Consider the following 22,553-nt stretch of genomic DNA (forward strand, 5'->3'; position numbering starts at 1 on the left):
ATGCCCGACCCGAAAGACAAGACGGACGAACTCGCCGGCACCGAGCAGCCCTTCGTGCAGCACCTCATCGAACTGCGCGACCGCATCATCTACTCGATTGCGGGGGTCGTGGTCTGCATGGCGCTGCTGGCGATCTGGCCCGGACCCAGTGGCCTGATCGACTTCATCGCCGTGCCCATCCGCAATCACATGCCGCCCGACATGAAACTGATTGCGGTGGGGGTGTTCACGCCCTTTTTCGTGCCGCTGAAGGTGCTGATGATGGCCGGGCTGCTCATGGCGCTGCCTTGGGTCATGTACCAGCTATGGGCGTTCATCGCGCCGGGGCTGTACAGCCACGAGAAGCGTTTTGCCATTCCGCTGATCGTCATTGGCAGCATCCTGGCCTATCTGGGTATCGCCTTCGTGCAGTTTTTCGTGCTGGACAAGATGTTCGGCTTTATCCAGGGCTTCACCCCGGACAGCGTCAACGCCACGCCGGACATTGCCTCCTACGTCGAGGCCATCCTGTCGCTGTATCTGGCCTTTGGGTTGGCGTTCCAGGTGCCCATCGTGGTGATGTTGCTGGTGCGCTTTGGCATCGTCACGGTCGATAAGCTCAAGAGCTTCCGCGGTTACTTCATCGTGGTGGCGTTCATCATCGCGGCCATCGTCACGCCGCCGGATGTGATCTCGCAAATCGCCTTGGCAGTGCCGATGTGCCTGCTCTATGAACTGGGCATCATCGGTTCGCGCTGGTTTGCCAAGGCCACGCAGGCCCCCGAAGAGGCCTCTGACCAGGGCTGATCAGCGCGATCGGCCGTTGGGGTTGCGTCGCCCGGGGACGACACGCAGCGTCTGCCGTCCATCGCGGCGCTCCACTTCGATGTCGGCGGGCTGCCCCGGAGTGAGGGCTGCCACGGTGGCCAGCAGGCCGGCCACGTCGCGCACCGGCTGCCCGTTGATCTGGGTGATGACGTCCCCGGGGCGAATGCCGGCGGCCGCCGCAGGGCCGTTTTGCAACACCCCGGTGATGATCACGCCATGGGTGCGCCGGGTGCCGAAGTGTTGGGCGAGTTCGGCGTTGAGCTGACGCGGCTCTACCCCCAGCCAGCCGCGCGTCACCGAGCCGTCTCGCACGATGGCTTCCAGCACGTAGCGGGCCGTGGAGGTGGGGATGGCAAAGCCAATCCCCATCGAGCCGCCAGAGCGCGAATAGATGGCGGTGTTGATGCCCATCAGGTGGCCATTGACATCGACCAGGGCACCGCCCGAATTGCCCGGGTTGATGGCGGCATCCGTCTGGATGAAGTTTTCAAACGTGTTGATGCCCAACTGGTTGCGGCCCAGCGCGCTGACGATGCCGCTGGTCACGGTCTGCCCCACGCCAAAAGGGTTGCCAATGGCCAGCACCACATCGCCCACTTCCAGCGCGTCGGAGTCGCCCAGCAGGATGACAGGGAGTTCATCGAGATCGATCTTGAGGACGGCCAGATCGGTTTCGGGGTCGGTGCCGATGATGCGGGCCAGGGCCTGGCGCCCGTCGCTGAGCTGCACCTCGATTTCGTCGGCTTCCTCGACCACGTGGTTGTTGGTCAGGATATAGCCCTGCGGGCTGACGATCACGCCCGAGCCGAGGCCGGTCTGCGGTTGGCGGTTGAACTGGTCGCCAAAGAAAAAGCGGAACCACGGGTCATCGGCATGGGGCGAGCGGCTGGGCATCTTGCTGGTGCTGATGCTGACGACCGCTGGCGAGGCCAGCTTGGCCGCCTGACTCAGGCTGGTGGTGCGTACCGCCTCGCTGCGGTCCAGGCCGCTGGCGTCGAACACCGGCACGATGCTGGCCAGGGTAGGGCGCCGGTGCAGCCACTGCGGCTTGAGCGTGGCCACGATGAACCAGACGGCCAGCAGCACGGTCACCGTCTGGGCGAACAAGAGCCAATAACGTTTCATTTCGATCGATCCCTCATGCAACGCCGGCTTGATCTGCATCAACACATGGGCCGGTCTGCTCGTTTCACAATGGCCGTGTTCTGAGCTGTCCACACATCACGATTCCAAGAACGGAGAGGCCATGAAAGCGATTGTCGATCTTTTTTCGACGGATTACGGGTTGTTCAGCATTGCCGTGATAGCGATCGTCATCGGGATGGCTGTCTGGTTCTACCGGTTCTTCGCGAAGAAAATCGAGGAGTCGGAGCGGCAGGCCAAGCGCATCGAGCCCTGACGGCCTGTGGGCAGGATGCGACAATCGGCGCATTCTGGTCGATTCGAGAGTTTTGCCGATGTCGTCTGCCCATGACTGGGCAGCAGACCCGCCGCCGGTGCATCGCGACGCCTTGCGCGCCCGGCTCGACGAGTTGCTGCAGCCCGAGCGTTTCCGCGATTACGGCCCCAACGGCCTGCAGGTCGAGGGGCGTGCCGAGGTCCGCCGCCTGGTCACCGGCGTGACGGCCAGCCGCGCGCTGATCGAGCAGGCGATCGACGCCGGCGCCGATGCCATTCTGGTGCATCACGGCTTGTTCTGGCGCGGCCAATCCGGTTGCGTGACCGGTTGGATGAAGCAGCGCCTGGGCCTGCTGCTGAAGCACGACGTCAGTCTGCTGGCCTATCACCTGCCGCTCGATGCCCACGCCACGCTGGGCAACAACGCGCAACTCGGCGAGGTGTTGGGCTTTGCCCCCGGGCCAGAGGGTTGGGCGCATTTCGGCGAGCAGGCGCTCGGATTCATCGGCGCCGCCGATTTTCTCGATGCCTGCGCCCTGGCGGCGCACGTGCAGGCCCGGCTCGGGCGGCCCGTGACGTGCATCGACGCGCCCGGGCGGCCGATCCGCCGAGTGGGCTGGTGCACTGGCGGGGCGCAGGGGTATTTCGAGGCCGCCATCGAGGCGGGTGTCGATGCGTTTATTACTGGGGAGCTCTCGGAGCCGCAGACCCACTACGCGCGCGAATGCGGGGTGGCGTTTCTGGCCTGTGGCCACCACGCCACCGAGCGCTACGGCGCGCCAGCCGTGGGGGCTTGGGTCGCGCAGCAACTGGGCATCGAGCACCGGTTCATCGAAGTGGACAACCCGGCATGAACGCTGCGCCGCGGCCAGTGGCCATCACCATGGGCGACCCGGCCGGGGTGGGGCCGGAGATCATTGCGAAATTGTTTCGGCGCCGGCCGCAGTGGGCCAGCCGCTGCGTGGTGGTGGGAGACGTGGAGGTGATGCGCCGGGCGGCCCACGTCACGGGAGGGCGCCTGCCGTTGGCCGTGATCGAGCGCTGGGCCGATGCCGCCCAGGTGCCGCCGGGCAGTTTGCCGGTGCTGCCGGTGGCTGGGCTGTCGGCCCCGGTGGCCTGGGGGCGGGTCAGCCCCATGGCGGGGGCGGCGGCCATCGCTGCCATCGAGTGCGCCGTGCAGGCGGCCTTGCAGGGTGATGTGGCTGCCGTGGTGACGGCCCCCGTGCACAAAGAGGCGCTGCATCAGGCCGGTCTGCCTTATCCCGGGCACACCGAGTTTTTGCAGGCGCTGGCCGCCCGGCACCAGGGGTGTCCGGTGGCGCAGATGCCGGTGCGCATGATGCTGTCGAACGACGAACTGCGCACCGTGCTGGTCAGCATCCACGTTTCGCTGCGGACGGCCATCGAAGCCGTCACTCTGGAGAATGTGCTGGAGACCATCCGCATCACGGACCGGCACCTGCGTCAGGTCATGGGCATGGCGGCGCCGCGCATCGCCGTGGCCGGGCTCAACCCCCATGCGGGCGAGGGCGGGCTGTTCGGTCGGGAGGAGGTGGACGTGATCGCCCCCGCCGTGGCGGCAGCCCGGGCCGAGGGGGTGGATGCCCACGGCCCCCTGCCACCGGATACGGTGTTCATGCAGGCGCGGCGAGGCGCTTACGACGTGGTGGTGGCCCAGTACCACGATCAGGGGCTCATTCCCGTCAAATACCTGGGTCTGGAGCACGGCGTCAACACCACGCTGGGCTTGCCCTTCCTGAGAACCAGCCCCGACCACGGCACGGCCTTCGACCTCGCCGGCACAGGCCGCGCCGATCCTTCCAGCCTGGAGGCTGCCGTGGCCGCGGCCTTGCGCGAGCCGCCGCTGCCGCGCCGCCCAAAGCCCGACTGAGCCCCGAAACATTCGGAAACAGCCTGTGGCTATCCTTTACAATGCGGGTTGACCCGAGGAGCGGTGCGTCCGTCTGTACTCGCCGGGTCCCGCATCCGAGTAGCCAAGTCACAGAAAGATCCCCATGAGCGAAGCAACCGTAGACAACGGCCGCCGCACCTGGCTCATCACCTCATGCGCCATGGGTGGCGTGGGGGCAGCCGCCGTCGCCGTACCATTCGTCAGTTCCTTCCAGCCTTCAGAGCGGGCCCGTGCCGCTGGCGCCTCCGTCGAGGTCGATATCTCGGGGCTGCAGCCCGGTGAAAAAATCGTGGTGGAGTGGCGCGGCAAGCCAGTGTGGATCATGCGCCGCACCGAAGAGCAGTTGGCCACCCTCGAAAAGCTCGAAGACCAACTTGCCGATCCGAACTCGCAGCGCACGGCCTATCCGACCCCGCCGTACGCGCGCAACCGCCATCGCTCGATCAAGCCCGAAATCTTCATTGCCATCGGCATCTGTTCGCACCTGGGTTGCTCGCCCATCGACAAGCTCCAGCCCGGCCCGCAGCCTTCGCTGCCCAATGATTGGCTGGGCGGCTTCCTCTGCCCCTGCCACGGCTCTACCTTCGACCTGGCCGGGCGTGTGTTCCGCAACAAGCCCGCGCCCGACAACCTCGAAATCCCGCCGCACCACTACCTGTCTGAAACCGTGGTGCTGATCGGTGAAGAAGCGAAAGCCTGACCAGCGCGTAGAGGACCATCATGGCTGAATTCAAGGAAGTCTCTCCCAACGCCCCGGCGGGCGAAAAGCTGCTGAACTGGATCGACAACCGGTTCCCGTTGTCCAAGCTGTACAAGGAGCATCTCTCCGAGTACTACGCCCCCAAGAACTTCAACTTCTGGTATTTCTTCGGCTCGCTGGCGCTGCTGGTGCTGGTGATCCAGATCGTGACCGGCATCTTCCTGGTCATGCACTACAAGCCCGACGCTTCGCTCAACGACGCGGGCGTGCCGGTGGCTTTTGCCTCCATCGAGTACATCATGCGCGATGTGCCCTGGGGCTGGCTGATTCGCTACATGCACTCGACCGGCGCCTCCATGTTCTTCGTGGTGGTGTACCTGCACATGTACCGCGGGCTCATCTACGGTTCCTATCGCAAGCCGCGTGAGCTGGTCTGGATCTTCGGTTGCGCCATCTTCCTGGTGCTGATGGCCGAAGCCTTCATGGGCTACCTGCTGCCCTGGGGCCAAATGTCTTACTGGGGCGCTCAGGTGATCGTGAACCTGTTCTCGGCCGTTCCGGTGATCGGCCCCGACCTGGCCATTCTGATCCGTGGTGATTACGTGGTGGGCGACGCCACGCTCAACCGCTTCTTCAGCTTTCACGTGATTGCCGTGCCCCTGGTGTTGCTGGGTCTGGTGGTGGCACACATCATCGCGCTGCACGAAGTGGGCTCCAACAACCCCGACGGCATCGAGATCAAAGCCAACAAGGATGCCGATGGCAAGCCGGTGGATGGCATTCCCTTCCATCCCTACTACACCGTGCACGACATCCTGGGGGTGGCCGTGTTCCTGATGGTGTTCTCGGCCATCGTGTTCTTCGCGCCCACCTTCGGCGGCTTCTTCCTGGAGTACAACAACTTCATCCCGGCCGATCCGCTCAAGACGCCCGATCACATCGCGCCGGTTTGGTACTTCACGCCGTTCTACTCCATGCTGCGTGCGGTGACCACCGAGATGATGTACGTGCTCGTGGCTTGCGTGGTCTTGGGCGCGGTGCTCGGCGTGGTCAAGTCTTCACTGGGCACGGTGGGCAAGGCGTCCATCGTCATCGGTGCGGTGGTGGCCTCGGTGCTGATGTTGTCGATCGACGCCAAGTTCTGGGGCGTGGTCGTCATGGGCGGTGCCGTCATCATCCTGTTCTTCCTGCCCTGGCTGGATCACTCGCCGGTCAAGTCCATCCGCTATCGCCCGACCTGGAACAAGTACCTCTACGCCCTGTTCGTCATCAACTTCCTGGTTCTGGGTTACCTGGGTGTGCTGCCCCCGTTCCCGGTGGGTGAGCGGGTGTCTCAGATCGGCACGCTGTTCTACTTCGGTTTCTTCCTGCTCATGCCTTGGTGGAGCCGTCTGGGTGAGTTCAAACCCGTGCCTTCGCGCGTGACCTACACCCCTCACTGAACACCACCCTTTGCAGGAGTCGACACAAATGAAAAAATGGATCGTGGGTTGCCTGATTGCATTCGGGATGGCTTCCGGTGCCCTGGCCGCCAAGAGCGAATTCCCGTTGGACAAGGCGCCCAACCTGACCAATGACATGGCGGCGCTGCAAAACGGCGCCAAGCTGTTCGTCAACTACTGTCTGAACTGCCATTCGGCGTCGTTCTTCCGCTACAACCGCCTGACCGAGCTCGGCCTGACCGAGCGTCAGATCCGAGACAACCTGATGTTCTTCTCGGATCGTGTGGGCGATCAGATGCGGGCCAACATCGACCCGGCACAGGCCAAGGAGTGGTTCGGCGCGCAGCCGCCCGATCTGACGCTGGTGGCCCGTTCGCGCTCCGGGTACACCTATCCCGGCCGGGATTACCTCTACACCCTGCTGCGCACCTACTACCGCGACGACACCAAGATCACTGGCTGGAACAACCTGGCGTTCGACTCGATCGGCATGCCCAACCCGCTGTGGGAACTGCAAGGTGAGCGCCGCCCGATCATCGAAACCGTCTCCACCGGCCATGGCGAGACCCGCATCCTGCGCGGCTGGGAGCAGGTCAAGCCCGGTACCATGTCGCCGGCCGAGTTTGATCGCGCCGTGGCCGATCTGGTGGCCTTCATGGACTGGATGAGCGAGCCCAACCAGAACCAGCGCGTGCGCCTGGGGGTGTGGGTGATGATCTTCCTTGGCGTGTTCACCATCGTGGCCTGGCGCCTGAACGCGGCTTACTGGAAAGACGTCAAATAAGGGATCGTCCGCCTGCGCCGGCGGGCGGCTCGACACAGTGGTCTGCCAGGCCCTGGCAAGGGCGTGAAGGCAAACCACTGTTTTTGTTTTGTTGAGGAGCAATTCCCATGATGGTTTTGTATTCGGGCACCACCTGCCCCTATTCCCACCGCTGCCGCTTCGTGCTGTTCGAGAAGGGCATGGATTTCGAGATCCGTGACGTTGACCTCTACAACAAGCCCGAAGACATCGCGGTGATGAACCCTTATGGTCAGGTGCCGATTCTGGTCGAGCGCGACCTGATCCTGTACGAGTCCAACATCATCAACGAGTACATCGACGAACGTTTCCCTCACCCGCAGCTCATGCCGGGCGACCCGGTCGATCGTGCTCGGGTGCGCCTGTTTCTGCTCAACTTCGAGAAAGAGCTGTTCACGCACGTGTCGGTGTTGGAGTCGCGCACGGCCAAGGGCAATGAAAAAGCCATCGAGAAGGCCAAGAACCACATTCGCGACCGGCTGACCCAGCTCGCCCCGGTGTTCCTGAAGAACAAATACATGCTGGGCGAAAATTTCTCCATGCTCGACGTTGCCATCGCCCCCCTGTTGTGGCGGTTGGATCACTACGGCATTGAACTGAGCAAGAACGCGGCGCCGCTGCTGAAGTACGCCGAGCGCATTTTTTCGCGCCCGGCCTACATCGAGGCGCTGACGCCTTCCGAAAAGGTGATGCGCAAATAAGCCGGTCCTCATGTCACGCGACGAAGCACCCTCCACCCGGCCGTACCTGATTCGTGCCTTGCACGAATGGTGCACCGACTGCGGACTGACGCCGTACATCGCCGTGGCCGTCGATGCCACCGTGCAGGTGCCGCGCGAGTATGTGAAGAACGACGAGATCGTGCTGAACATCAGCTACGACGCCACCAGCCATTTGCAACTGGGCAACGACTACATCGAGTTCAAGGCCCGATTCGGTGGCGTGCCGCGCGAGGTGGTGGTGCCGGTCGATCACGTGGTGGCCATCTATGCGCGCGAAAACGCGCAGGGCATGGCGTTCCCGGCGCCGGTGTTGCAACACGACGCGCCCGCTGGCCCCAGCTTGCAGGTGGTCAGTGCCGAGCCCAACGGGGGGGCTGACCCCGAAGAGGACGCACCCCCGCCGCCGCCCGCAGCACCTGGTGGTGCCGGGCGGCCAGCGCTCAAGCGCGTGAAGTAGAATCTTGGATTATGCCGGTTTAGCTCAGTTGGTAGAGCAACCGCCTTGTAAGCGGTAGGTCGTCAGTTCGAATCCGACAACCGGCACCATTCGATCAAATAAAGGCCGCCAAGGACATGTACCTGGCGGCCTTTTTCATCGCCTTTGGGCCTCAAGCCCGTACCTTGAGCCGGAGCTGCGCCACGCCGAGTCCTTCGCGGTGCAGGGCCTGCAGCAGCGTGGGGCTGAGTTGGCGCAGCTTGCTGGCGACGGCCGCATTGCGCACGAACACGCACCATGAGGATTCGTCCACCGGGCCTGCGGCCACCTGCGACCGCAGCCCGGCGGGCAGCAATGGCAGGATGGTGGCCAGCATGCGCTGCGACCGCTCGATGCGCTGTGCCACCCCGGCCAGCACGGGGTGGGCCTGGACCGCCTGTTTCAAGGGAATCATGCGCGGATTATCGGGCCAAAGCGGGCAGGATTCGCCCCAGTCCCGGGCCGGCTAAAATGCTTGGTCAAGGCGATGAGCGCCCACAACGGCCTGGCGTGTCCCCAGGCAGGCCCCGAATACCTTTTCCCTTGCCGTTGCGCAGGGGTGTGTTGTTTTTATGCCCATCCAGTTTCTGACCAAGCTCTTTGGCAGCCGCAATGACCGCCTGCTGAAGACCTACCGCAAGACCGTTGCCCGCATCAACGCTTTGGAGGCGCAATTCGAAAAGCTCAGCGATGAGCAGCTTCAGGGCAAAACGGCCGAGTTCAAGCAGCGCCTGGCGCAGGGGGAGTCGCTCGACGCCTTGCTGCCCGAGGCTTTCGCCACCGTTCGCGAAGCCAGCAAGCGCGTGATGAAAATGCGGCACTTCGATGTGCAGCTCATGGGCGGCATTGCCCTGCACAGCGGCAAGATTGCCGAAATGCGCACCGGCGAAGGCAAGACGCTGACCGCGACCTTGCCGGTTTACCTCAACGCCCTGACCGGCAAAGGGGTGCACGTGGTGACGGTCAACGACTATCTGGCCGCCCGTGACGCCCAGTGGATGGGCAAGCTTTACAACTGGCTGGGCCTGACGGTGGGTATCAACCTGCCGCAAATGCCGCGTGAAGACAAGCAGGCCGCCTATGCGGCCGACATCACTTACGGCACCAACAACGAATACGGCTTCGACTATCTGCGCGACAACATGGTGTACGAGGCGCGCGACCGGGTGCAGCGTGGCCTGAATTACGCCATTGTGGACGAGGTGGACTCCATCCTCATTGACGAGGCCCGCACGCCGTTGATCATCAGCGGACAGGCCGAGGACCATACCGCTTTGTACGTGGCGGTCAACAAGCTGGTGCCCCAGCTCGAACGCCAGGAAGGCGAGGAAGACCCGCGCACGGGCGAGGGGGTCATCAAGCCCGGGGACTTCACGGTGGACGAGAAGGCGCACTCCATCCACATGACCGAGCGCGGCCACGAAAAGGCCGAAGCCCTGCTCGTGCAGGCTGGTCTGCTGGCCGAGGGCGCCTCGCTCTACGACCCGTCCAACATTGCGCTGATGCACCATCTGGTCACGGCGTTGAAGGCGCATCACCTGTTCCACCGCGATCAGCACTATGTGGTGCAAAACGGCGAGATCGTGATCGTGGACGAATTCACCGGCCGCCTGATGCAGGGACGCCGCTGGAGCGATGGCCTGCACCAGGCCGTCGAGGCCAAGGAAGGGGTGCGCATCCAGCCCGAAAACCAGACGCTGGCCTCCATCACCTTCCAGAACTATTTCCGCCTGTATGCCAAGCTGGCCGGCATGACCGGCACCGCCGATACCGAGGCTTACGAGTTCCAGGAAATCTATGGCCTGGAGACGGTGGTCATTCCACCCAACAAGCCGAGCCAGCGCCGCGACGAGCTCGACCGCGTGTACAAGACCACCCGCGAGAAATACGCGGCCGCCATCGCCGACATCAAGGAGTGCCATGAGCGCGGCCAGCCGGTGCTGGTTGGCACGTCGTCGATCGAGAATTCGGAAATCATCGCCGAGTTGTTGCGCAAAGAGAAGCTGCCCCACGAAGTGCTCAATGCCAAGCAGCACGCCCGCGAGGCCGACATCATTGCGCAAGCCGGCCGGCCTGGGGCCATCACCATCGCCACCAACATGGCGGGCCGGGGGACCGACATCGTGCTCGGTGGCAACCTGGAGAAGATGCTCGCCGCCATCGAGGCCGACCCGGCGCTGGACGAGGCCACCAAGGCCCAGCGGATGGAGGCCGTGCGCGCGCAGTGGCAGGCCGACCACGACAAGGTCAAGGCGTTGGGGGGCTTGCGCATCATCGCCACCGAGCGGCACGAGAGCCGCCGCATCGACAACCAGTTGCGTGGCCGCGCCGGACGGCAGGGCGACCCGGGTTCCAGCCGTTTCTACCTGAGCCTGGACGATCCGCTGATGCGCATTTTCGCGGGCGACCGGGTGCGTGCCATCATGGACCGGCTCAACATGCCCGAAGGTGAGGCGATCGAGGCCGGCATCGTCACGCGCAGCATCGAAAGCGCGCAGCGCAAGGTGGAGGCGCGCAACTTCGACATCCGCAAGCAGTTGCTCGAATACGACGACGTCTCCAACGACCAGCGCAAGGTGATTTACCAGCAGCGCAACGACATCATCGACGCGACCGACATGTCGGCGCAGATCGCCGCCTTGCGCGAGGGCTGCATGACCGATGTGGTGCGGCAATTCGTGCCCGTGGACAGCGTCGAGGAGCAGTGGGATCTGGCCGGCCTGGAGAAGACGTTGGCCGAGGAGTGGGGCTTGCCCATGACCCTGGTCAAGGACGTGGAGGGCGCCAGTGAGATGTCCGACCAGGACATCGTGGACAAAGTGGTGGCCGCGGCCCATGCCGCCTACGAGGCGAAAGTGGCGCTGGTCGGCCGGGAGAACTTCAACAACTTCGAGCGCGTGGTGCTGCTGCAGACTCTGGACAGTCACTGGCGCGACCATCTCAGCGCGCTCGACTATTTGCGCCAGGGCATCCACCTGCGCGGTTATGCGCAGAAACAGCCCAAGCAGGAATACAAGCGCGAAGCGTTCCAGCTGTTTGGCTTGTTGCTCGACCAGGTGCGCAACGAGGTGACGCGCATCCTGATGAATGTGAAGGTGCAGTCGCCCCAGCAGGTCAATACCGCGGCGCAACAGATGGAGGCCCAGGCCGAGCATCTGAGCAACGTCACTTACACCGCGCCCACCGAAACCGGCGAGACCGAAACCACGGCCGATCGGGGGCTGCTGGGGGGGGCGGCCGCAGCCGCCCCGGCGGTGCCGCGCGTGGGCCGCAACGATCCTTGCCCCTGCGGCAGCGGCAAAAAATACAAGCATTGCCACGGCAAGCTGACCTGAAAGGAGCCTCTCATGGCCGTCAATTGGAGTGCCCCCGCGGCGCAAGATTTGTGGCCCGTGCCGGGCCTGACCATCGGCGTGACCGAAGCCGGCGTGCGTAAGGCCAACCGGAAAGACCTGACCGTGTTCTTGTTGGATGAGGGCGCAGCCGTGGGTGGCGTGTTCACCCAGAACCGCTACTGTGCCGCGCCGGTGCAGGTCTGCCGCGAGCACCTGGCGCAGGGCCAGCCGATCCGGGCCATGGTCGTCAACACGGGCAACGCCAATGCCGGGACCGGACAACCGGGCCTGGCCGCGGCCCGCGCCACGTGCGAGGCGCTGGCCGGCCACCTGGGGGTGGCCCCGAATCAGGTGCTGCCGTTTTCCACCGGCGTGATCATGGAGCCGCTGCCGGTCGAGCGCATCGTCGCCGGCCTGCCGGCGGCCTTGGCCGATGCCCGGCCCGATCACTGGCTCAAGGCCGCCGAAGGCATCATGACCACCGACACCGTGCCGAAGGCCGCCAGCCGGCAGGTGCGCATCGGCGGGCAAACGGTGACCATCACCGGCATTGCCAAGGGGGCCGGCATGATCCGCCCCAACATGGCGACCATGCTGGGCTTTCTGGCCACCGATGCCAACCTGGTCCCCGGGTTGCTGCCGGCGCTGGCCAAGGCGCTGGCCGATGTGTCGTTCAATCGTGTCACGGTCGATGGCGACACCTCCACCAACGATTCGTTCGTGGTGGTGGCCACGCGCAAGGCCGCGCATGCCGAGATCACCGATCTGGCCAGCCCCGAAGGGCAAGCCCTGCAAGCGGCCATGGCCGAGGTGGCCCGGACGCTGGCGCATGCCATCGTGCGCGATGGCGAGGGGGCGACCAAATTCATCGCGGTGCAAGTCGAAGGCGGCCGCGACAGTGAGGAATGCCTGAAGGTGGCCTACGCCATCGCGCATTCGCCGCTGGTCAAGACCGCGTTTTTTGCCAGCGACCCGAACCTGGGGCGCATCTTGGCTGCGGTCGGCTATGCCGGCATTGCCGACCTGGACCAAAGCCTCATCGAGTTGTACCTGGATGACGTGCATGTCGTCACTGGTGGAGGGCGCCACCCCGATTACCGCGAGGAAGACGGCGCGCGGGTGATGAAGCAAAGCGAGATCACCATTCGCGTCCACCTCCACCGCGGGGAGGCGGTCGAGACGGTGTGGACCTGCGACTTCAGTCACGATTACGTCACCATCAACGCGGATTACCGTTCCTGAACCCGCGACGCGCCCATGAACGAAGCCTTTGAACGCCTGTTGCAACGCGCCGAGGCGCTGATGGCCCGCATCGAGGCGGTGTTGCCGCAGCCCCTGGGGGCGCCGGACTGGTCGGCGTCGGTGGCCTTTCGCTACCGCAAGCGCGGCGGGCATGGCGTGCTGGAGCCGGTGCGGCATGTGGCCACCATCGCGCTGGACGATTTGCGCGAGATCGACGACCAGAAAGAGAAGATCCAGCGCAACACGGCCCATTTCGTGCAGGGGCTGCCGGCCAACAATGTGCTGCTGACCGGGGCCCGTGGAACGGGCAAGAGCTCGCTCATCAAGGCCTGTCTCAACGCCTATGCCGCCGAAGGCTTGCGGCTGATCGAGGTGGACAAAGCCGATCTGGTGGACCTGCCCGACATCGTGGACGTGGTGACCGATCGGCCCGAGAAGTTCATCGTCTTCTGCGACGACCTCAGCTTCGAGGATGGCGAGCCGGGCTACAAGGCCTTGAAGTCGATCCTGGATGGCTCGGTGGCGGCAGCCAGCCCCAACGTGTTGATCTACGCCACCAGCAACCGGCGCCACCTGTTGCCGGAATACATGAAGGAAAACCTGACCTACACCCATACCGAAGATGGTGAAGTCCACCCGGGCGAGGCGGTGGAAGAAAAGATTTCACTGTCGGAGCGATTCGGCCTGTGGGTGAGCTTCTATCCCTTCAGCCAGGACGAGTACCTCAGTGTCGTGCGCCAGTGGCTTGGCCACTATGGGGTGCCCGAGGCCGAATTCGAGCAGGCCCGGCCCCGGGCTTTGGTGTGGGCGCTGGAGCGTGGCTCGCGCAGCGGGCGGGTGGCCTACCAGTTTGCCCGGGACTACGTAGGTAGCCGATGAGCGATGTGTTGGTGGCCGATGGTCAGCGCCCGCGTGCGGGTGGCCCCGATCGGCCCGTGACCGATGTGGCCGTGGGGGTGCTGATCGACCCCCAGGGGCGTTTTCTGCTGACGAGTCGGCCCCCGGGCAAGGTGTATGCCGGCTACTGGGAGTTTCCGGGGGGCAAGGTGGAGGCCGGTGAATCGGTGGCCCAGGCCTTGCGGCGGGAATTGCAGGAGGAAATTGGCGTGACGGTGGGCGCCGTGCATCCGTGGCGCGAGCAGGTGGTCGATTACCCGCATGCCTTGGTGCGCCTGCATTTCTGCAAAGTGTTTGACTGGAGCGGCGAACTGCACATGCACGAGGGCCAGCAGTTTGCGTGGCAGACGCTGCCGGTGACGGTGGCCCCCATATTGCCGGGCACCGTGCCGGTGCTGGCGTGGCTGCAGCAGGAGCGGTTGCCGACTTGATAGGGCCCTGCGGGGCGTCAGTGGGGCGCTTGGCCGCCTTGGGGAGGATGGCCCTCGCCCTGCGCCTCGATCGACAGCCCTTCGGATTCGGGGGGCGGGCTGCTGGGGACGCGGAAGGTTTCCGAGGCCCAGGCCCCCAGGTCGATCTGTTTGCAGCGCTCGCTGCAAAACGGGCGGAAGCGGTTGCTCGGGGCGTACAGGCTGGGGCCGCCACAGGTGGGGCAGCTGACCGTGGTGGGTGCGAAGGCGGGCGGCTGGCTCATGCGCAGAGCGTGACTTCGAACTCGGGGCTTTGGTCGGCGGCCAGCGCCAGCCGGCCTTCGCTGCCACGGCGCAGCAACCGCACGGAAAACATCAGCCGGTTGCCGCTGATTTCGGGGATGAGTTCCAACTGCGGGTCCAGCCACAGCCGCAGCAGTTGATAGGTTTTGTTCTGCGGCAGGTTCTGCTGGAACTGCCCGTGGCTGGCCATCACTTTTTGGGGCAGGCCATTTTCCCGTAGCAGCGACAACAGCAACTGCACGGGCTCCGCCAGGCTGGCGAGCGCCTGGGTCCAGCGGATCAATTCCTGTTGGCGCTGCTCGGCGGGGCGGTGTTGCCAGTCGTGGTAGGCGGGCAGGTCGAATTCGCAGGTGCCTCCGGGGATGGTGATGCGACTGCGCACCGACATCAGCCACTCGTTGTCCGTCAGCGCGTGCCCGACCTTGCCGGCGTCTTCGTGCAAGGCGGTGAAGCAGGCGTCGAGCCGGGCAATGAACTGGTCCAGCGCCGCCTCGGAAATGGCCGGATTGCCTCGGTAGCTGTTGTAGAGCTGCTTGTGCTTGTCGAGGTCTTTGAGGATCTCGGTTTTGAGATCGGAGCGGGCACCCACGTCCATGATCTCGAACATCGTCTGGATGGCGTAGTGATGGTCCAGCGGATGGTGGCGCGCAATGAGTTCCGCCAGCCGGCGGAACAGATGCTCCAGACGCAGATAGGTCCGGATGCGCTCGTTGAACGGGTATTCGTAAAGAATCACCATGGGATCATAGCCCGAATTGGCGCCGTGTCTGGGCGTAGGCGTGGCGGACCTGTGTTTCCAATTGTTCCAAGGTGGCTTGATCGTTGTCGATGACCGTGTTGGCCACGGCGAGGCGTTGCGCGCGACTGGCTTGGGCAGCCAATACCGCCAGCACCTGCTCGCGCGGCCAGCCGTTGCGCTGCATGACGCGACGAATTTGTGTGTCGGGCAGGCAATCCACCACCCACAGCGTGTGGATGCGATCGCGCCAGGTGGCTGACTCCACCAGCAGCGGGATGTCCAGCACCACGCAATCGGTGGGAGCGGCCGCGCAGCGGTTTTCGATGTCTGCCCGCACGATGGGATGCACAATGGCTTCGAGCCGCTGCCGGGCCGATGGGTCCTGAAACACGAGCTGGCGCATGCGGTCCCGGTCCAAGGCCCCGTCAGGGCCAATGAGCGCGTCGCCGAAGGCTTGGCGTATGGGTTCGATGGCGGCCCCGCCGGCGGCCGTGCTGGCGCGGGAGATGACGTCGGCATCGACCAGCGTGGCCCCCAGCCGGACCAGCAGCCCGGCGACGGTGCTCTTGCCGCTGCCGATGCCACCGGTCAGCCCAATGCGCAGCGGGCGCGGGGGCAATGCGGGTCGCGTCACAGGCCCACCCAGGTAAGCAACTGGCCCGGACCGACGATGAGGGCTGCCAGCCCGGCAAAGGCCAGAAAAGGGCCGAACGGGATGTAGCCGCCTTCGCGCAGGCCGCTGCTGAACTTCATGGTGATGCCGATCACCGCGCCAATGACCGACGCCATGAGGATCATGGGGATGAGGGCCTGCCAGCCGAACCAGGCGCCCAGCGCGGCGAACAGCTTGAAGTCGCCATAGCCCATGCCCTCCTTGCCGGTGGCGAGCTTGAACACCCAGTACACCAACCACAGTGACAGATATCCCCCGACGGCGCCCCACAAGGCCTCGGCCAGGGCGATGCCACTCCAGCCCCAGGCGGCGGCGATCAGGCCGGCCCAGACCAGCGGCAGGGTGATGTCGTCGGGCAGCAAGGTGGTGTCCCAGTCGATGAAGGCCAGGGCGATGAGCGCGCCCACGAAGCCGAACCAGGCCAGCGTGGGCCATGCCATGCCATGCTGGGCGAACACCCAGGCAAACAGTCCGCCGGTGAGCAGTTCGACGAACGGATAGCGCCACCCGATGCGGGTGCCGCAGGCCGCGCAACGGCCACGCAGCAGCAGGTAGCTGATCACGGGCATGTTCTGGTACCAGGCAATGCCGGTGCCGCACGATGGGCAGCGCGAGCGTGGGTGCAGCAGGTTCAGCGGCGGCTGATCCGGCACAGGCTGGCCGGTCATTTCGGCGCATTCGAGGGCCCAGCGTCGCTCCATCATGCGTGGCAAGCGGTGGATGACCACGTTCAAAAAGCTGCCCACCAACAAGCCCAGAAGGCCGGCGGCGGCAATGCCCAGAGGGCTGTCGAGAAGTTCCATGCGTGAACCATGAATCGAGAGAGCAGCCTGCAGTGTAAACAGCTCAGCGGCCGCGGGGCCGGTTACAGTGCGGGTATGAACCCCGCCATGCCATCGACGCCCACCGTTGCCCAGGCCACCGTTTTGTTGCGTCGGCTGTTCGATGCCGCCGTGGCTTCGGCCCAGCCTGCCTTGTGCGTGCCTGCCCATCTGCCCACGCCAGAGGCGCTGGGCCGTGGTCGGTTGGTGGTGATCGGGGCGGGCAAGGCGTCGGCCGCCATGGCGCAGGCGGTGGAACGGCACTGGGCGGGGGACCCGCAGCGTCTGAGTGGACTCGTGGTCACGCGGTATGGCCATGCGGTGCCCTGTCGGCGCATCGAGATCGTGGAGGCGGCGCATCCCGTGCCGGACGAAGCCGGTCTGCGCGCGGCCCGGCGCATCATGGCACGGGTGCGAGAGCTGCGCGAGGAGGACGTGGTGCTGTGCCTGATTTCCGGCGGCGGCTCCGCGCTGCTGCCTTTGCCGCTGGACGGGATCACGCTGGCCGACAAGCAAGCGGTCAGCCGGGCCTTGCTCGCCAGTGGCGCCAGCATTGGCGAGATGAATGTCGTGCGGCGCCACCTCTCGGCGATCAAAGGCGGGCGGCTGGCGGCAGCGTGTCATCCGGCGCGGGTGATCACGCTGCTGCTCTCGGACGTGCCAGGTGACCGGCCGATGGATATTGCCTCCGGCCCGACCGTGGCCGACCCGACCACCTGCGCCGATGCGCTGGCGATTGTGCAGCGCTACGGCATCGAGTTGCCTGCGCCGGTGCGCGAGGTGCTGGAGAGTGGGCGTGGCGAGTCGGTCAAGCCGGGGGATGCCCGCCTGGCGCGGGCCGAGGTGCGCATGGTGGCCACCCCGCAGATGGCGCTGGAGGCTGCGGCGCGGGTGGCGCGCGCAGCCGGCTACGCGGCGCACATTCTGGGCGATGCCATCGAAGGCGAGGCGCGTGACGTGGGCAAGGTGCTGGCCGGCATGGCTTTGCAGGTGGCCGAGCGTGGGCAGCCGTTCGCGGCGCCCTGCGTGTTGCTGTCGGGCGGCGAAACCACGGTGACGGTGCGCGGCCAGGGCCGCGGTGGGCGCAATGTGGAGTGCCTGCTGTCCTTGGCCATCGCCACCGGCGGGCATCCGCGCATCCACGCCCTGATGGGTGACACCGATGGGGTGGATGGCCTGGAAGACATCGCCGGTGCCGTGATGGGGCCCGACACCCTGGCGCGGGCCTGGGCGCTTGGACGGCGGCCGCTGGATGCGCTGGCGAACAACGATGGTCACGGCTTTTTCCAAGCCCTGGGGGATTCGGTGGTGACGGGGCCGACGCTGACCAATGTCAACGACTTCCGCGCCATCCTGATCGAAGGCTGACCGCTGCCGCGTGTCTGGGGGCTCAGGCGGCGGTCAGCATGCCCCGTTGCTCAATGAAGCGGATGACCTCGGCCAAGCCTTCCTGGGTCTTGAGGTTGGTCATGACCCAGGGGCGGCGCTGCGGGTCGGGGCGCATGCGGGCGGTGTCGGCGGCCATCACGTCCAGGTTGGCACCCACGTGGGGGGCGAGGTCGGTCTTGTTGATGACGAACAGGTCGCTCTTGGTGATGCCGGGGCCGCCTTTGCGGGGGATTTTTTCGCCAGCGGCCACGTCGATCACGTAGATGGTGAGGTCGCTCAGCTCGGGGCTGAAGGTGGCGGCCAGGTTGTCGCCGCCGCTTTCCACGAACACGATGTCGGCGTTGGGGAACTGGGCCAGCATGCGGTCGATGGCTTCCAGGTTGATGGAGCAGTCCTCGCGGATGGCGGTGTGCGGGCAGCCACCGGTTTCCACGCCCAAGATGCGCTCGGGCGGCAGCGCGCCGCTGACGGTGAGCAGGCGCTGGTCTTCCTTGGTGTAGATGTCGTTGGTGATGGCGACGAGGTCATAGCGCTCGCGCATGGCCTTGCAGAGCATTTCCAGCAGCGTGGTTTTGCCGGAGCCGACGGGGCCGCCAATGCCCACGCGCAGCGGAGGCAGGGTTTTGGTGCGGCCGGGGATGTGGTGCATGGCGGGTGCATTCATGAGCGAAACAGGCGGGAGTACTGGGTCTCATGCCGGGCCGAGAGGATGGCCAGCATGGGGGCGAAGGATTGCCGGGTGGCGTCGGTCGCGGCCAGGGCGGCGTCGATGGCCGCCGGGATGTCCTGACACAAGCGGGCAATGATGCGCTGCCCGGCGCTTTGCCCCAGTGGGACGGCCTTGATCGCGGCTTGCACCATGTTTTCGGCCCAGGCGAAGGCAGCGGTCAGCAAGGCGTCGCGCTGGGCTTGGGGCCAAGGGGCATCGGCGCCCAGACGGTGGTGCAGCGCCAAGGCATAGGCCACGGGATAGGTGGGGCTGCGCCAGGCGGCTGGCCACAGCGGCAGCACGGCGGCGTCCGCGTCCAAGCTGCGGAGCCACTCCATGAGGGATCGGCCCATTTGCTCGGTTTGCAGACGCAGTTCGGCCGTTTCGCGGGTTTGGCGCACCCATTCGTCCAGCGCCTGAAGGCGCGGCCCATCGCCGGCGCGGCAGGCGGCCAGCGCGGCGGCGATGACGGCCAGATCGGCCCGCGCCTGCGACAGGGCGAGCTGGCCGCTGAGCCAGTCGCTGGCGCTGGGTTCGTCATGCACCCAGCCAGCGTGCACGGCGGCCTCCAGCCCTTCGGAATAGGAAAACCCCCCGATGGGCAGGGCCGGAGAGGCCAGCCACAGCAGGGACAGTTGGCGCTGGTCAGTGGCTGTGGTCATGCGGGTGGCCGTGGGCGTGTGCATGCGCGTGGCCGTGTCCCCCGTAGGCGCCGGCTTCGGGCTCGAACGGTTCGCGCGCTTCCTGCACGACGAGGTGCATCTGGCGCAGCATGTCGGCCAGCACGTGGTCGGGCTCGATTTTGAGGTGATCGGGCTGCAACTCGATGGGCACGTGGCGGTTGCCCAGGTGATAGGCGGCACGCAGCAGATCGAACGCGCTGCCGTGCTCGCGGCAATGGGTGATGCGCAACACCGGCTGCGGCGCGGCCACGACCTTGAGCAGCGAACCGTCTTGAGCGAGCAACACATCGCCGCCGCGCACCACCGTGCCGCGGGGCAGGAACACCCCGATGCGCCGGCCTTGGGAGTCTTCGCAGTCGAAGCGGCTTTTTTGGCGCTGGTCCCAGTCCAGCGTGACGGTGGCCGCCCGGTTCAGCAGCACCGGGGCCAGGCCTTGGCCTTGAGGGATGCAGCGGGTGGCGTAGAGCATGTCGGGCATTCGTGCGGCGTGGTGTTCAGAACAGGCAATAGCGCTGGGCCAGCGGCAATTCGGCGGCGGGCTCGCAGGTCAGCAGCACACCGTCGGCGCGCACGGCGTAGGTCTGCGGGTCGATGTCCATGCGCGGGGCGTAGTCGTTGAGCACCATGTCGCGCTTGCCGATGGCGCGGCAGCCCTTGACGGCCACCAGCGGTTTCTGCAGGCCGTAGCGCTGGCCGATGCCCGCGGCCAGCCCGGCCTGGGACACGAAGGTGAGCGACGTTTTGTGCAGGGCACCACCGAAGCTGCCAAACATGGGCCGGTAGTGCACCGGCTGCGGCGTGGGGATGGAGGCGTTGGGGTCGCCCATGGCGGCGGCGGCGATCATGCCGCCCTTGAGGACGAGTGCGGGCTTGATGCCGAAGAAGGCCGGCTTCCACAGCACCAGGTCGGCCCATTTGCCCACCTCCACCGAACCGACGATGTGGCTGACGCCGTGCGCAATCGCCGGGTTGAGGGTGTACTTGGCGATGTAGCGCTTGACGCGGAAGTTGTCGTTGCGGTCGTTTTGCTCCACCGGCTCGTCGCGGCCCGGCGTGGGGGGCAGCCAGCCGCGCTGCACCTTCATTTTGTGCGCGGTCTGCCAGGTGCGGCAGATGACCTCGCCCACCCGGCCCATGGCCTGGCTGTCGCTGCTCATGATGCTGATGGCGCCCAGGTCGTGCAGGATGTCCTCGGCGGCGATGGTTTCCTTGCGGATGCGGCTTTCGGCAAAGGCCAGGTCCTCGGCGATGGAGGCGTCCAGGTGGTGGCACACCATCAGCATGTCCACGTGCTCTTCCAGCGTGTTGACGGTGTAGGGCCGCGTGGGGTTGGTGGAGGAGGGCAGCACATTGGCTTCGCCCACCACCTTCAGGATGTCGGGTGCGTGGCCGCCGCCTGCGCCTTCGCAGTGGAAGGTGTGGATGGTGCGGCCCTTGAAGGCGGCGATGGAGTCCTCCACGAAGCCGCTTTCGTTGAGCGTGTCGGTGTGGATGCAGATCTGGGTGTCGGTCTGCTCCGCCACGTCCAGGCAGGCGTCGATGGCCGCCGGGGTGGTGCCCCAGTCCTCGTGCAGCTTCATGCCGATGGCGCCGGCCTCCACCTGCTCCATGAGGCCCTGCGGCTGGCTGGCGTTGCCCTTGCCTAGAAAGCCCAGGTTCATGGGGAAGGCGTCGGCCGCCTGCAGCATGCGCTCGATGTGCCACGGCCCCGGCGTGCAGGTGGTGGCGTTGGTGCCGGTGGCGGGGCCCGTGCCGCCCCCGGTCATGGTGGTGATGCCGGACATGAGCGCTTCTTCGATCTGCTGCGGGCAGATGAAGTGGATGTGGCTGTCGTAGCCGCCGGCGGTGACGATCAGGCCTTCGCCGGCCAGGATTTCGGTGCCCGGGCCGATGACGATGTCCACGCCCGGCTGCACGTCGGGGTTGCCGGCCTTGCCGATGCCCACGATGCGGCTGTCCTTGACGCCAATGTCGGCCTTGACGATGCCCCAATGGTCCACGATGAGGGCGTTGGTGATGACCAGATCGACCGCGCCCTGGGCGCGGCTGCGCTGGCTCTGGCCCATGCCATCGCGGATGGTTTTGCCGCCGCCGAACTTGACCTCCTCCCCGTAGCCGCCGGCTTGCAGGGTGCAGTCGCGCTCGACTTCGATGACGAGGGCGGTGTCACCCAGGCGCACGCGGTCGCCCACGGTGGGGCCGAACATCTCGGCATAGGCGCGGCGGGAAATGCTGGCCATCACAACGCTCCTTGCACCAGGCCGCGAAAGCCGTACACCTCACGAGTGCCCGCGTAGTCCACCAGCTCGACGGTGCGCTGCTGGCCGGGCTCGAAGCGCACGGCGGTGCCGCTGGCGATGTTGAGCCGCATGCCGCGCGCGGCGGCGCGGTCGAACGACAAGGCGGCGTTGGTTTCGGCAAAGTGGTAGTGCGAGCCGACTTGGATGGGGCGGTCGGCCGTGTTGACCACCACCAGGGTGATGGTGCGCCGCCCGGGGTTGAGCGGGTGCTCGCCCGCGTCGATGAAAAGCTCGCCGGGGATCATGGGCGCCCCTTCATTTGCGGGTGAACCAGATGACCGCACCGATGGCCGCGGCCAGGGCGACGAAGCCCAGCACGTCGGTGGCGTGCCAGTGGGCGCCGGGCAGGCCGTGGCCCTCGTGGGCGTGGGCCGCGTGGGCCAGCCAGGTCAGGGCCGGGGCAAGCAGGCGGGGGAGCTTGGCGGTGAAGGGCATATCGGGGCTCCTGGAGCGGTTCAGACGATGGGCTGATGCACGGTGACGAGCTTGGTGCCGTCGGGGAAGGTGGCTTCGACCTGGATGTCGGCGAGCATCTCCGGCACGCCCTCCATGACGTCGGCGCGACTGAGCACGGTGCGACCTTCGCTCATGAGCTCGGCCACCGTCTTGCCGTCGCGGGCCCCTTCCATCACATAGGCGCTGATCAGGGCCACCGCCTCGGGGTAGTTGAGCTTGAGCCCGCGCGCGCGCCGGCGCTCGGCCAGCAGCGCGGCGGTGAAGATGAGCAGCTTGTCTTTGTCGCGGGGGGAGAGTTCCATGCGCTGGCTCTTGCAATATGCGTGCCTCGGTTCAGA

Annotated in this window: 26 protein-coding genes, 1 tRNA gene and 1 pseudogene; 15 read left to right on the top strand and 13 right to left on the bottom strand. The window is 65.8% G+C overall.

The genetic code is table 11. From position 1 onward, the window contains the following. The gene (gene tatC / locus DFR43_RS07535; protein WP_133597258.1) at positions 1-786 is read left to right on the top strand and encodes a twin-arginine translocase subunit TatC; all 786 of its coding nucleotides are present in this window, start codon (positions 1-3) and stop codon (positions 784-786) included. On the opposite strand, the gene DFR43_RS07540 is transcribed toward tatC, so the two are convergent. Beyond that, complete coding sequence (locus DFR43_RS07540; protein ID WP_133597260.1) at positions 787-1,932, bottom strand: Do family serine endopeptidase; 1,146 nt, start codon at positions 1,930-1,932, stop codon at positions 787-789. 121 nt (positions 1,933-2,053) lie between these two features. Here DFR43_RS07540 and DFR43_RS07545 point away from each other — a divergent pair, with 121 nt between their 5' ends. From DFR43_RS07545 to DFR43_RS07585, 9 genes are all read left to right on the top strand, one after another. Further along, positions 2,054-2,206, top strand: coding sequence for a DUF3149 domain-containing protein (locus DFR43_RS07545; protein ID WP_133597262.1), 153 nt, complete (start codon positions 2,054-2,056; stop codon positions 2,204-2,206). Positions 2,207-2,264: 58 nt separating this feature from the next. Then, positions 2,265-3,059: a Nif3-like dinuclear metal center hexameric protein gene (locus tag DFR43_RS07550; RefSeq protein ID WP_133597264.1), complete on the top strand. Its 795-nt coding sequence runs from the start codon at positions 2,265-2,267 to the stop codon at positions 3,057-3,059. Then, a complete protein-coding gene (gene pdxA / locus DFR43_RS07555) occupies positions 3,056-4,096 on the top strand; it encodes a 4-hydroxythreonine-4-phosphate dehydrogenase PdxA (RefSeq protein ID WP_133597266.1) in 1,041 nt (346 codons plus the stop codon). Before DFR43_RS07550 ends, pdxA begins: the two co-directional genes overlap by 4 nt. Before the next feature lie 124 nt (positions 4,097-4,220). Further along, positions 4,221-4,817 (top strand): ubiquinol-cytochrome c reductase iron-sulfur subunit, encoded by a 597-nt coding sequence (gene petA, locus DFR43_RS07560; protein ID WP_133597269.1) that lies wholly within the window; start codon positions 4,221-4,223, stop codon positions 4,815-4,817. Positions 4,818-4,834: 17 nt separating this feature from the next. Then, the gene (locus tag DFR43_RS07565) at positions 4,835-6,259 is read left to right on the top strand and encodes a cytochrome b (protein WP_133597271.1); all 1,425 of its coding nucleotides are present in this window, start codon (positions 4,835-4,837) and stop codon (positions 6,257-6,259) included. 28 nt (positions 6,260-6,287) lie between these two features. Further along, a complete protein-coding gene (locus DFR43_RS07570; RefSeq protein WP_133597273.1) occupies positions 6,288-7,043 on the top strand; it encodes a cytochrome c1 in 756 nt (251 codons plus the stop codon). Positions 7,044-7,150: 107 nt separating this feature from the next. After that, entirely contained in the window at positions 7,151-7,762 is a 612-nt protein-coding gene (locus DFR43_RS07575) for a glutathione S-transferase N-terminal domain-containing protein (RefSeq protein ID WP_133597275.1), read from the top strand. Positions 7,763-7,772: 10 nt separating this feature from the next. Then, complete coding sequence (locus DFR43_RS07580) at positions 7,773-8,240, top strand: ClpXP protease specificity-enhancing factor (protein ID WP_133597277.1); 468 nt, start codon at positions 7,773-7,775, stop codon at positions 8,238-8,240. 13 nt (positions 8,241-8,253) lie between these two features. Beyond that, positions 8,254-8,329: transfer RNA gene (locus DFR43_RS07585), tRNA-Thr, on the top strand. A 62-nt stretch (positions 8,330-8,391) separates the two neighbouring features. On the opposite strand, the gene DFR43_RS07590 is transcribed toward DFR43_RS07585, so the two are convergent. Then, the gene (locus DFR43_RS07590; RefSeq protein ID WP_133597279.1) at positions 8,392-8,673 is read right to left on the bottom strand and encodes a DciA family protein; all 282 of its coding nucleotides are present in this window, start codon (positions 8,671-8,673) and stop codon (positions 8,392-8,394) included. A 157-nt stretch (positions 8,674-8,830) separates the two neighbouring features. Between DFR43_RS07590 and secA the strand changes: the two genes are divergently transcribed. Genes secA through DFR43_RS07610 form a run of 4 tightly spaced genes read left to right on the top strand, consistent with a single transcriptional unit; the run spans position 8,831 to position 14,163 of the window. Next, positions 8,831-11,593: a preprotein translocase subunit SecA gene (gene secA, locus DFR43_RS07595; protein ID WP_133597281.1), complete on the top strand. Its 2,763-nt coding sequence runs from the start codon at positions 8,831-8,833 to the stop codon at positions 11,591-11,593. Positions 11,594-11,605: 12 nt separating this feature from the next. Continuing rightward, entirely contained in the window at positions 11,606-12,835 is a 1,230-nt protein-coding gene (gene argJ, locus DFR43_RS07600) for a bifunctional glutamate N-acetyltransferase/amino-acid acetyltransferase ArgJ (RefSeq protein WP_133597283.1), read from the top strand. A 15-nt stretch (positions 12,836-12,850) separates the two neighbouring features. Further along, complete coding sequence (locus DFR43_RS07605) at positions 12,851-13,714, top strand: ATP-binding protein (protein WP_133597285.1); 864 nt, start codon at positions 12,851-12,853, stop codon at positions 13,712-13,714. Next, complete coding sequence (locus DFR43_RS07610; protein WP_133597287.1) at positions 13,711-14,163, top strand: NUDIX domain-containing protein; 453 nt, start codon at positions 13,711-13,713, stop codon at positions 14,161-14,163. The genes DFR43_RS07605 and DFR43_RS07610 overlap by 4 nt, the downstream gene beginning before the upstream one ends. 17 nt (positions 14,164-14,180) lie before the next feature. On the opposite strand, the gene DFR43_RS07615 is transcribed toward DFR43_RS07610, so the two are convergent. From DFR43_RS07615 to DFR43_RS07630, 4 genes are read right to left on the bottom strand one after another with little or no spacing between them, the layout of a single operon-like run. Next, entirely contained in the window at positions 14,181-14,426 is a 246-nt protein-coding gene (locus DFR43_RS07615; RefSeq protein ID WP_133597288.1) for a DNA gyrase inhibitor YacG, read from the bottom strand. After that, entirely contained in the window at positions 14,423-15,181 is a 759-nt protein-coding gene (zapD, locus tag DFR43_RS07620) for a cell division protein ZapD (protein WP_133597367.1), read from the bottom strand. The genes DFR43_RS07615 and zapD overlap by 4 nt, the downstream gene beginning before the upstream one ends. A 7-nt stretch (positions 15,182-15,188) precedes the next feature. After that, on the bottom strand, positions 15,189-15,818 hold the full coding sequence (coaE, locus tag DFR43_RS07625; protein WP_133597290.1) for a dephospho-CoA kinase: 630 nt from the start codon (positions 15,816-15,818) through the stop codon (positions 15,189-15,191). Next, positions 15,815-16,660 carry a prepilin peptidase gene (locus DFR43_RS07630; RefSeq protein ID WP_133597292.1) on the bottom strand — a complete coding sequence of 282 codons (846 nt, stop codon included), beginning with the start codon at positions 16,658-16,660 and terminating at the stop codon, positions 15,815-15,817. The genes coaE and DFR43_RS07630 overlap by 4 nt, the downstream gene beginning before the upstream one ends. A gap of 87 nt (positions 16,661-16,747) precedes the next feature. Here DFR43_RS07630 and DFR43_RS07635 point away from each other — a divergent pair, with 87 nt between their 5' ends. Next, positions 16,748-18,046, top strand: coding sequence for a glycerate kinase type-2 family protein (locus tag DFR43_RS07635; protein ID WP_133597295.1), 1,299 nt, complete (start codon positions 16,748-16,750; stop codon positions 18,044-18,046). A 22-nt stretch (positions 18,047-18,068) separates the two neighbouring features. On the opposite strand, the gene ureG is transcribed toward DFR43_RS07635, so the two are convergent. From ureG to DFR43_RS07670, 7 genes and pseudogenes are all read right to left on the bottom strand, one after another. After that, positions 18,069-18,731 (bottom strand): urease accessory protein UreG, encoded by a 663-nt coding sequence (gene ureG / locus DFR43_RS07640; protein ID WP_133597297.1) that lies wholly within the window; start codon positions 18,729-18,731, stop codon positions 18,069-18,071. Beyond that, complete coding sequence (locus tag DFR43_RS07645) at positions 18,728-19,438, bottom strand: urease accessory protein UreF (protein ID WP_133597299.1); 711 nt, start codon at positions 19,436-19,438, stop codon at positions 18,728-18,730. Before DFR43_RS07645 ends, ureG begins: the two co-directional genes overlap by 4 nt. Continuing rightward, positions 19,425-19,928, bottom strand: a pseudogene (gene ureE / locus DFR43_RS07650) (urease accessory protein UreE); the annotation flags it as partial. The gene DFR43_RS07645 and the pseudogene ureE, both read right to left, overlap by 14 nt. 25 nt (positions 19,929-19,953) lie before the next feature. After that, positions 19,954-21,699 (bottom strand): urease subunit alpha, encoded by a 1,746-nt coding sequence (ureC, locus tag DFR43_RS07655; RefSeq protein WP_133597301.1) that lies wholly within the window; start codon positions 21,697-21,699, stop codon positions 19,954-19,956. Continuing rightward, positions 21,699-22,004: an urease subunit beta gene (locus DFR43_RS07660; RefSeq protein ID WP_133597303.1), complete on the bottom strand. Its 306-nt coding sequence runs from the start codon at positions 22,002-22,004 to the stop codon at positions 21,699-21,701. The genes ureC and DFR43_RS07660 overlap by 1 nt, the downstream gene beginning before the upstream one ends. A gap of 10 nt (positions 22,005-22,014) precedes the next feature. Further along, positions 22,015-22,194 carry a hypothetical protein gene (locus DFR43_RS07665; protein WP_133597305.1) on the bottom strand — a complete coding sequence of 60 codons (180 nt, stop codon included), beginning with the start codon at positions 22,192-22,194 and terminating at the stop codon, positions 22,015-22,017. A gap of 20 nt (positions 22,195-22,214) precedes the next feature. Next, positions 22,215-22,517 carry an urease subunit gamma gene (locus DFR43_RS07670; protein WP_133597307.1) on the bottom strand — a complete coding sequence of 101 codons (303 nt, stop codon included), beginning with the start codon at positions 22,515-22,517 and terminating at the stop codon, positions 22,215-22,217. Positions 22,518-22,553 lie beyond the last annotated feature (36 nt).

The sequence above is a fragment of the Tepidicella xavieri genome, from assembly GCF_004363315.1.
Classification (GTDB): domain Bacteria; phylum Pseudomonadota; class Gammaproteobacteria; order Burkholderiales; family Burkholderiaceae_C; genus Tepidicella; species Tepidicella xavieri.

What these genes read in the sequence shown, in the direction of transcription:
- argJ (WP_133597283.1), top strand. Translation starts at nt 11,606, where the DNA reads ATGGCCGTCAATTGGAGTGCCCCCGCGGCGCAAGATTTGTGGCCCGTG.
- ureG (WP_133597297.1), bottom strand. Translation starts at nt 18,731, where the DNA reads ATGAATGCACCCGCCATGCACCACATCCCCGGCCGCACCAAAACCCTG.
- DFR43_RS07575 (WP_133597275.1), top strand. Translation starts at nt 7,151, where the DNA reads ATGATGGTTTTGTATTCGGGCACCACCTGCCCCTATTCCCACCGCTGC.
- secA (WP_133597281.1), top strand. Translation starts at nt 8,831, where the DNA reads ATGCCCATCCAGTTTCTGACCAAGCTCTTTGGCAGCCGCAATGACCGC.
- DFR43_RS07630 (WP_133597292.1), bottom strand. Translation starts at nt 16,660, where the DNA reads ATGGAACTTCTCGACAGCCCTCTGGGCATTGCCGCCGCCGGCCTTCTG.
- DFR43_RS07590 (WP_133597279.1), bottom strand. Translation starts at nt 8,673, where the DNA reads ATGATTCCCTTGAAACAGGCGGTCCAGGCCCACCCCGTGCTGGCCGGG.
- DFR43_RS07550 (WP_133597264.1), top strand. Translation starts at nt 2,265, where the DNA reads ATGTCGTCTGCCCATGACTGGGCAGCAGACCCGCCGCCGGTGCATCGC.
- DFR43_RS07635 (WP_133597295.1), top strand. Translation starts at nt 16,748, where the DNA reads ATGCCATCGACGCCCACCGTTGCCCAGGCCACCGTTTTGTTGCGTCGG.
- DFR43_RS07570 (WP_133597273.1), top strand. Translation starts at nt 6,288, where the DNA reads ATGAAAAAATGGATCGTGGGTTGCCTGATTGCATTCGGGATGGCTTCC.
- DFR43_RS07670 (WP_133597307.1), bottom strand. Translation starts at nt 22,517, where the DNA reads ATGGAACTCTCCCCCCGCGACAAAGACAAGCTGCTCATCTTCACCGCC.
- DFR43_RS07660 (WP_133597303.1), bottom strand. Translation starts at nt 22,004, where the DNA reads ATGATCCCCGGCGAGCTTTTCATCGACGCGGGCGAGCACCCGCTCAAC.
- DFR43_RS07645 (WP_133597299.1), bottom strand. Translation starts at nt 19,438, where the DNA reads ATGACCACAGCCACTGACCAGCGCCAACTGTCCCTGCTGTGGCTGGCC.
- DFR43_RS07580 (WP_133597277.1), top strand. Translation starts at nt 7,773, where the DNA reads ATGTCACGCGACGAAGCACCCTCCACCCGGCCGTACCTGATTCGTGCC.
- ureC (WP_133597301.1), bottom strand. Translation starts at nt 21,699, where the DNA reads ATGGCCAGCATTTCCCGCCGCGCCTATGCCGAGATGTTCGGCCCCACC.
- pdxA (WP_133597266.1), top strand. Translation starts at nt 3,056, where the DNA reads ATGAACGCTGCGCCGCGGCCAGTGGCCATCACCATGGGCGACCCGGCC.
- DFR43_RS07615 (WP_133597288.1), bottom strand. Translation starts at nt 14,426, where the DNA reads ATGAGCCAGCCGCCCGCCTTCGCACCCACCACGGTCAGCTGCCCCACC.
- DFR43_RS07545 (WP_133597262.1), top strand. Translation starts at nt 2,054, where the DNA reads ATGAAAGCGATTGTCGATCTTTTTTCGACGGATTACGGGTTGTTCAGC.
- DFR43_RS07540 (WP_133597260.1), bottom strand. Translation starts at nt 1,932, where the DNA reads ATGAAACGTTATTGGCTCTTGTTCGCCCAGACGGTGACCGTGCTGCTG.
- tatC (WP_133597258.1), top strand. Translation starts at nt 1, where the DNA reads ATGCCCGACCCGAAAGACAAGACGGACGAACTCGCCGGCACCGAGCAG.
- DFR43_RS07610 (WP_133597287.1), top strand. Translation starts at nt 13,711, where the DNA reads ATGAGCGATGTGTTGGTGGCCGATGGTCAGCGCCCGCGTGCGGGTGGC.
- DFR43_RS07665 (WP_133597305.1), bottom strand. Translation starts at nt 22,194, where the DNA reads ATGCCCTTCACCGCCAAGCTCCCCCGCCTGCTTGCCCCGGCCCTGACC.
- DFR43_RS07605 (WP_133597285.1), top strand. Translation starts at nt 12,851, where the DNA reads ATGAACGAAGCCTTTGAACGCCTGTTGCAACGCGCCGAGGCGCTGATG.
- petA (WP_133597269.1), top strand. Translation starts at nt 4,221, where the DNA reads ATGAGCGAAGCAACCGTAGACAACGGCCGCCGCACCTGGCTCATCACC.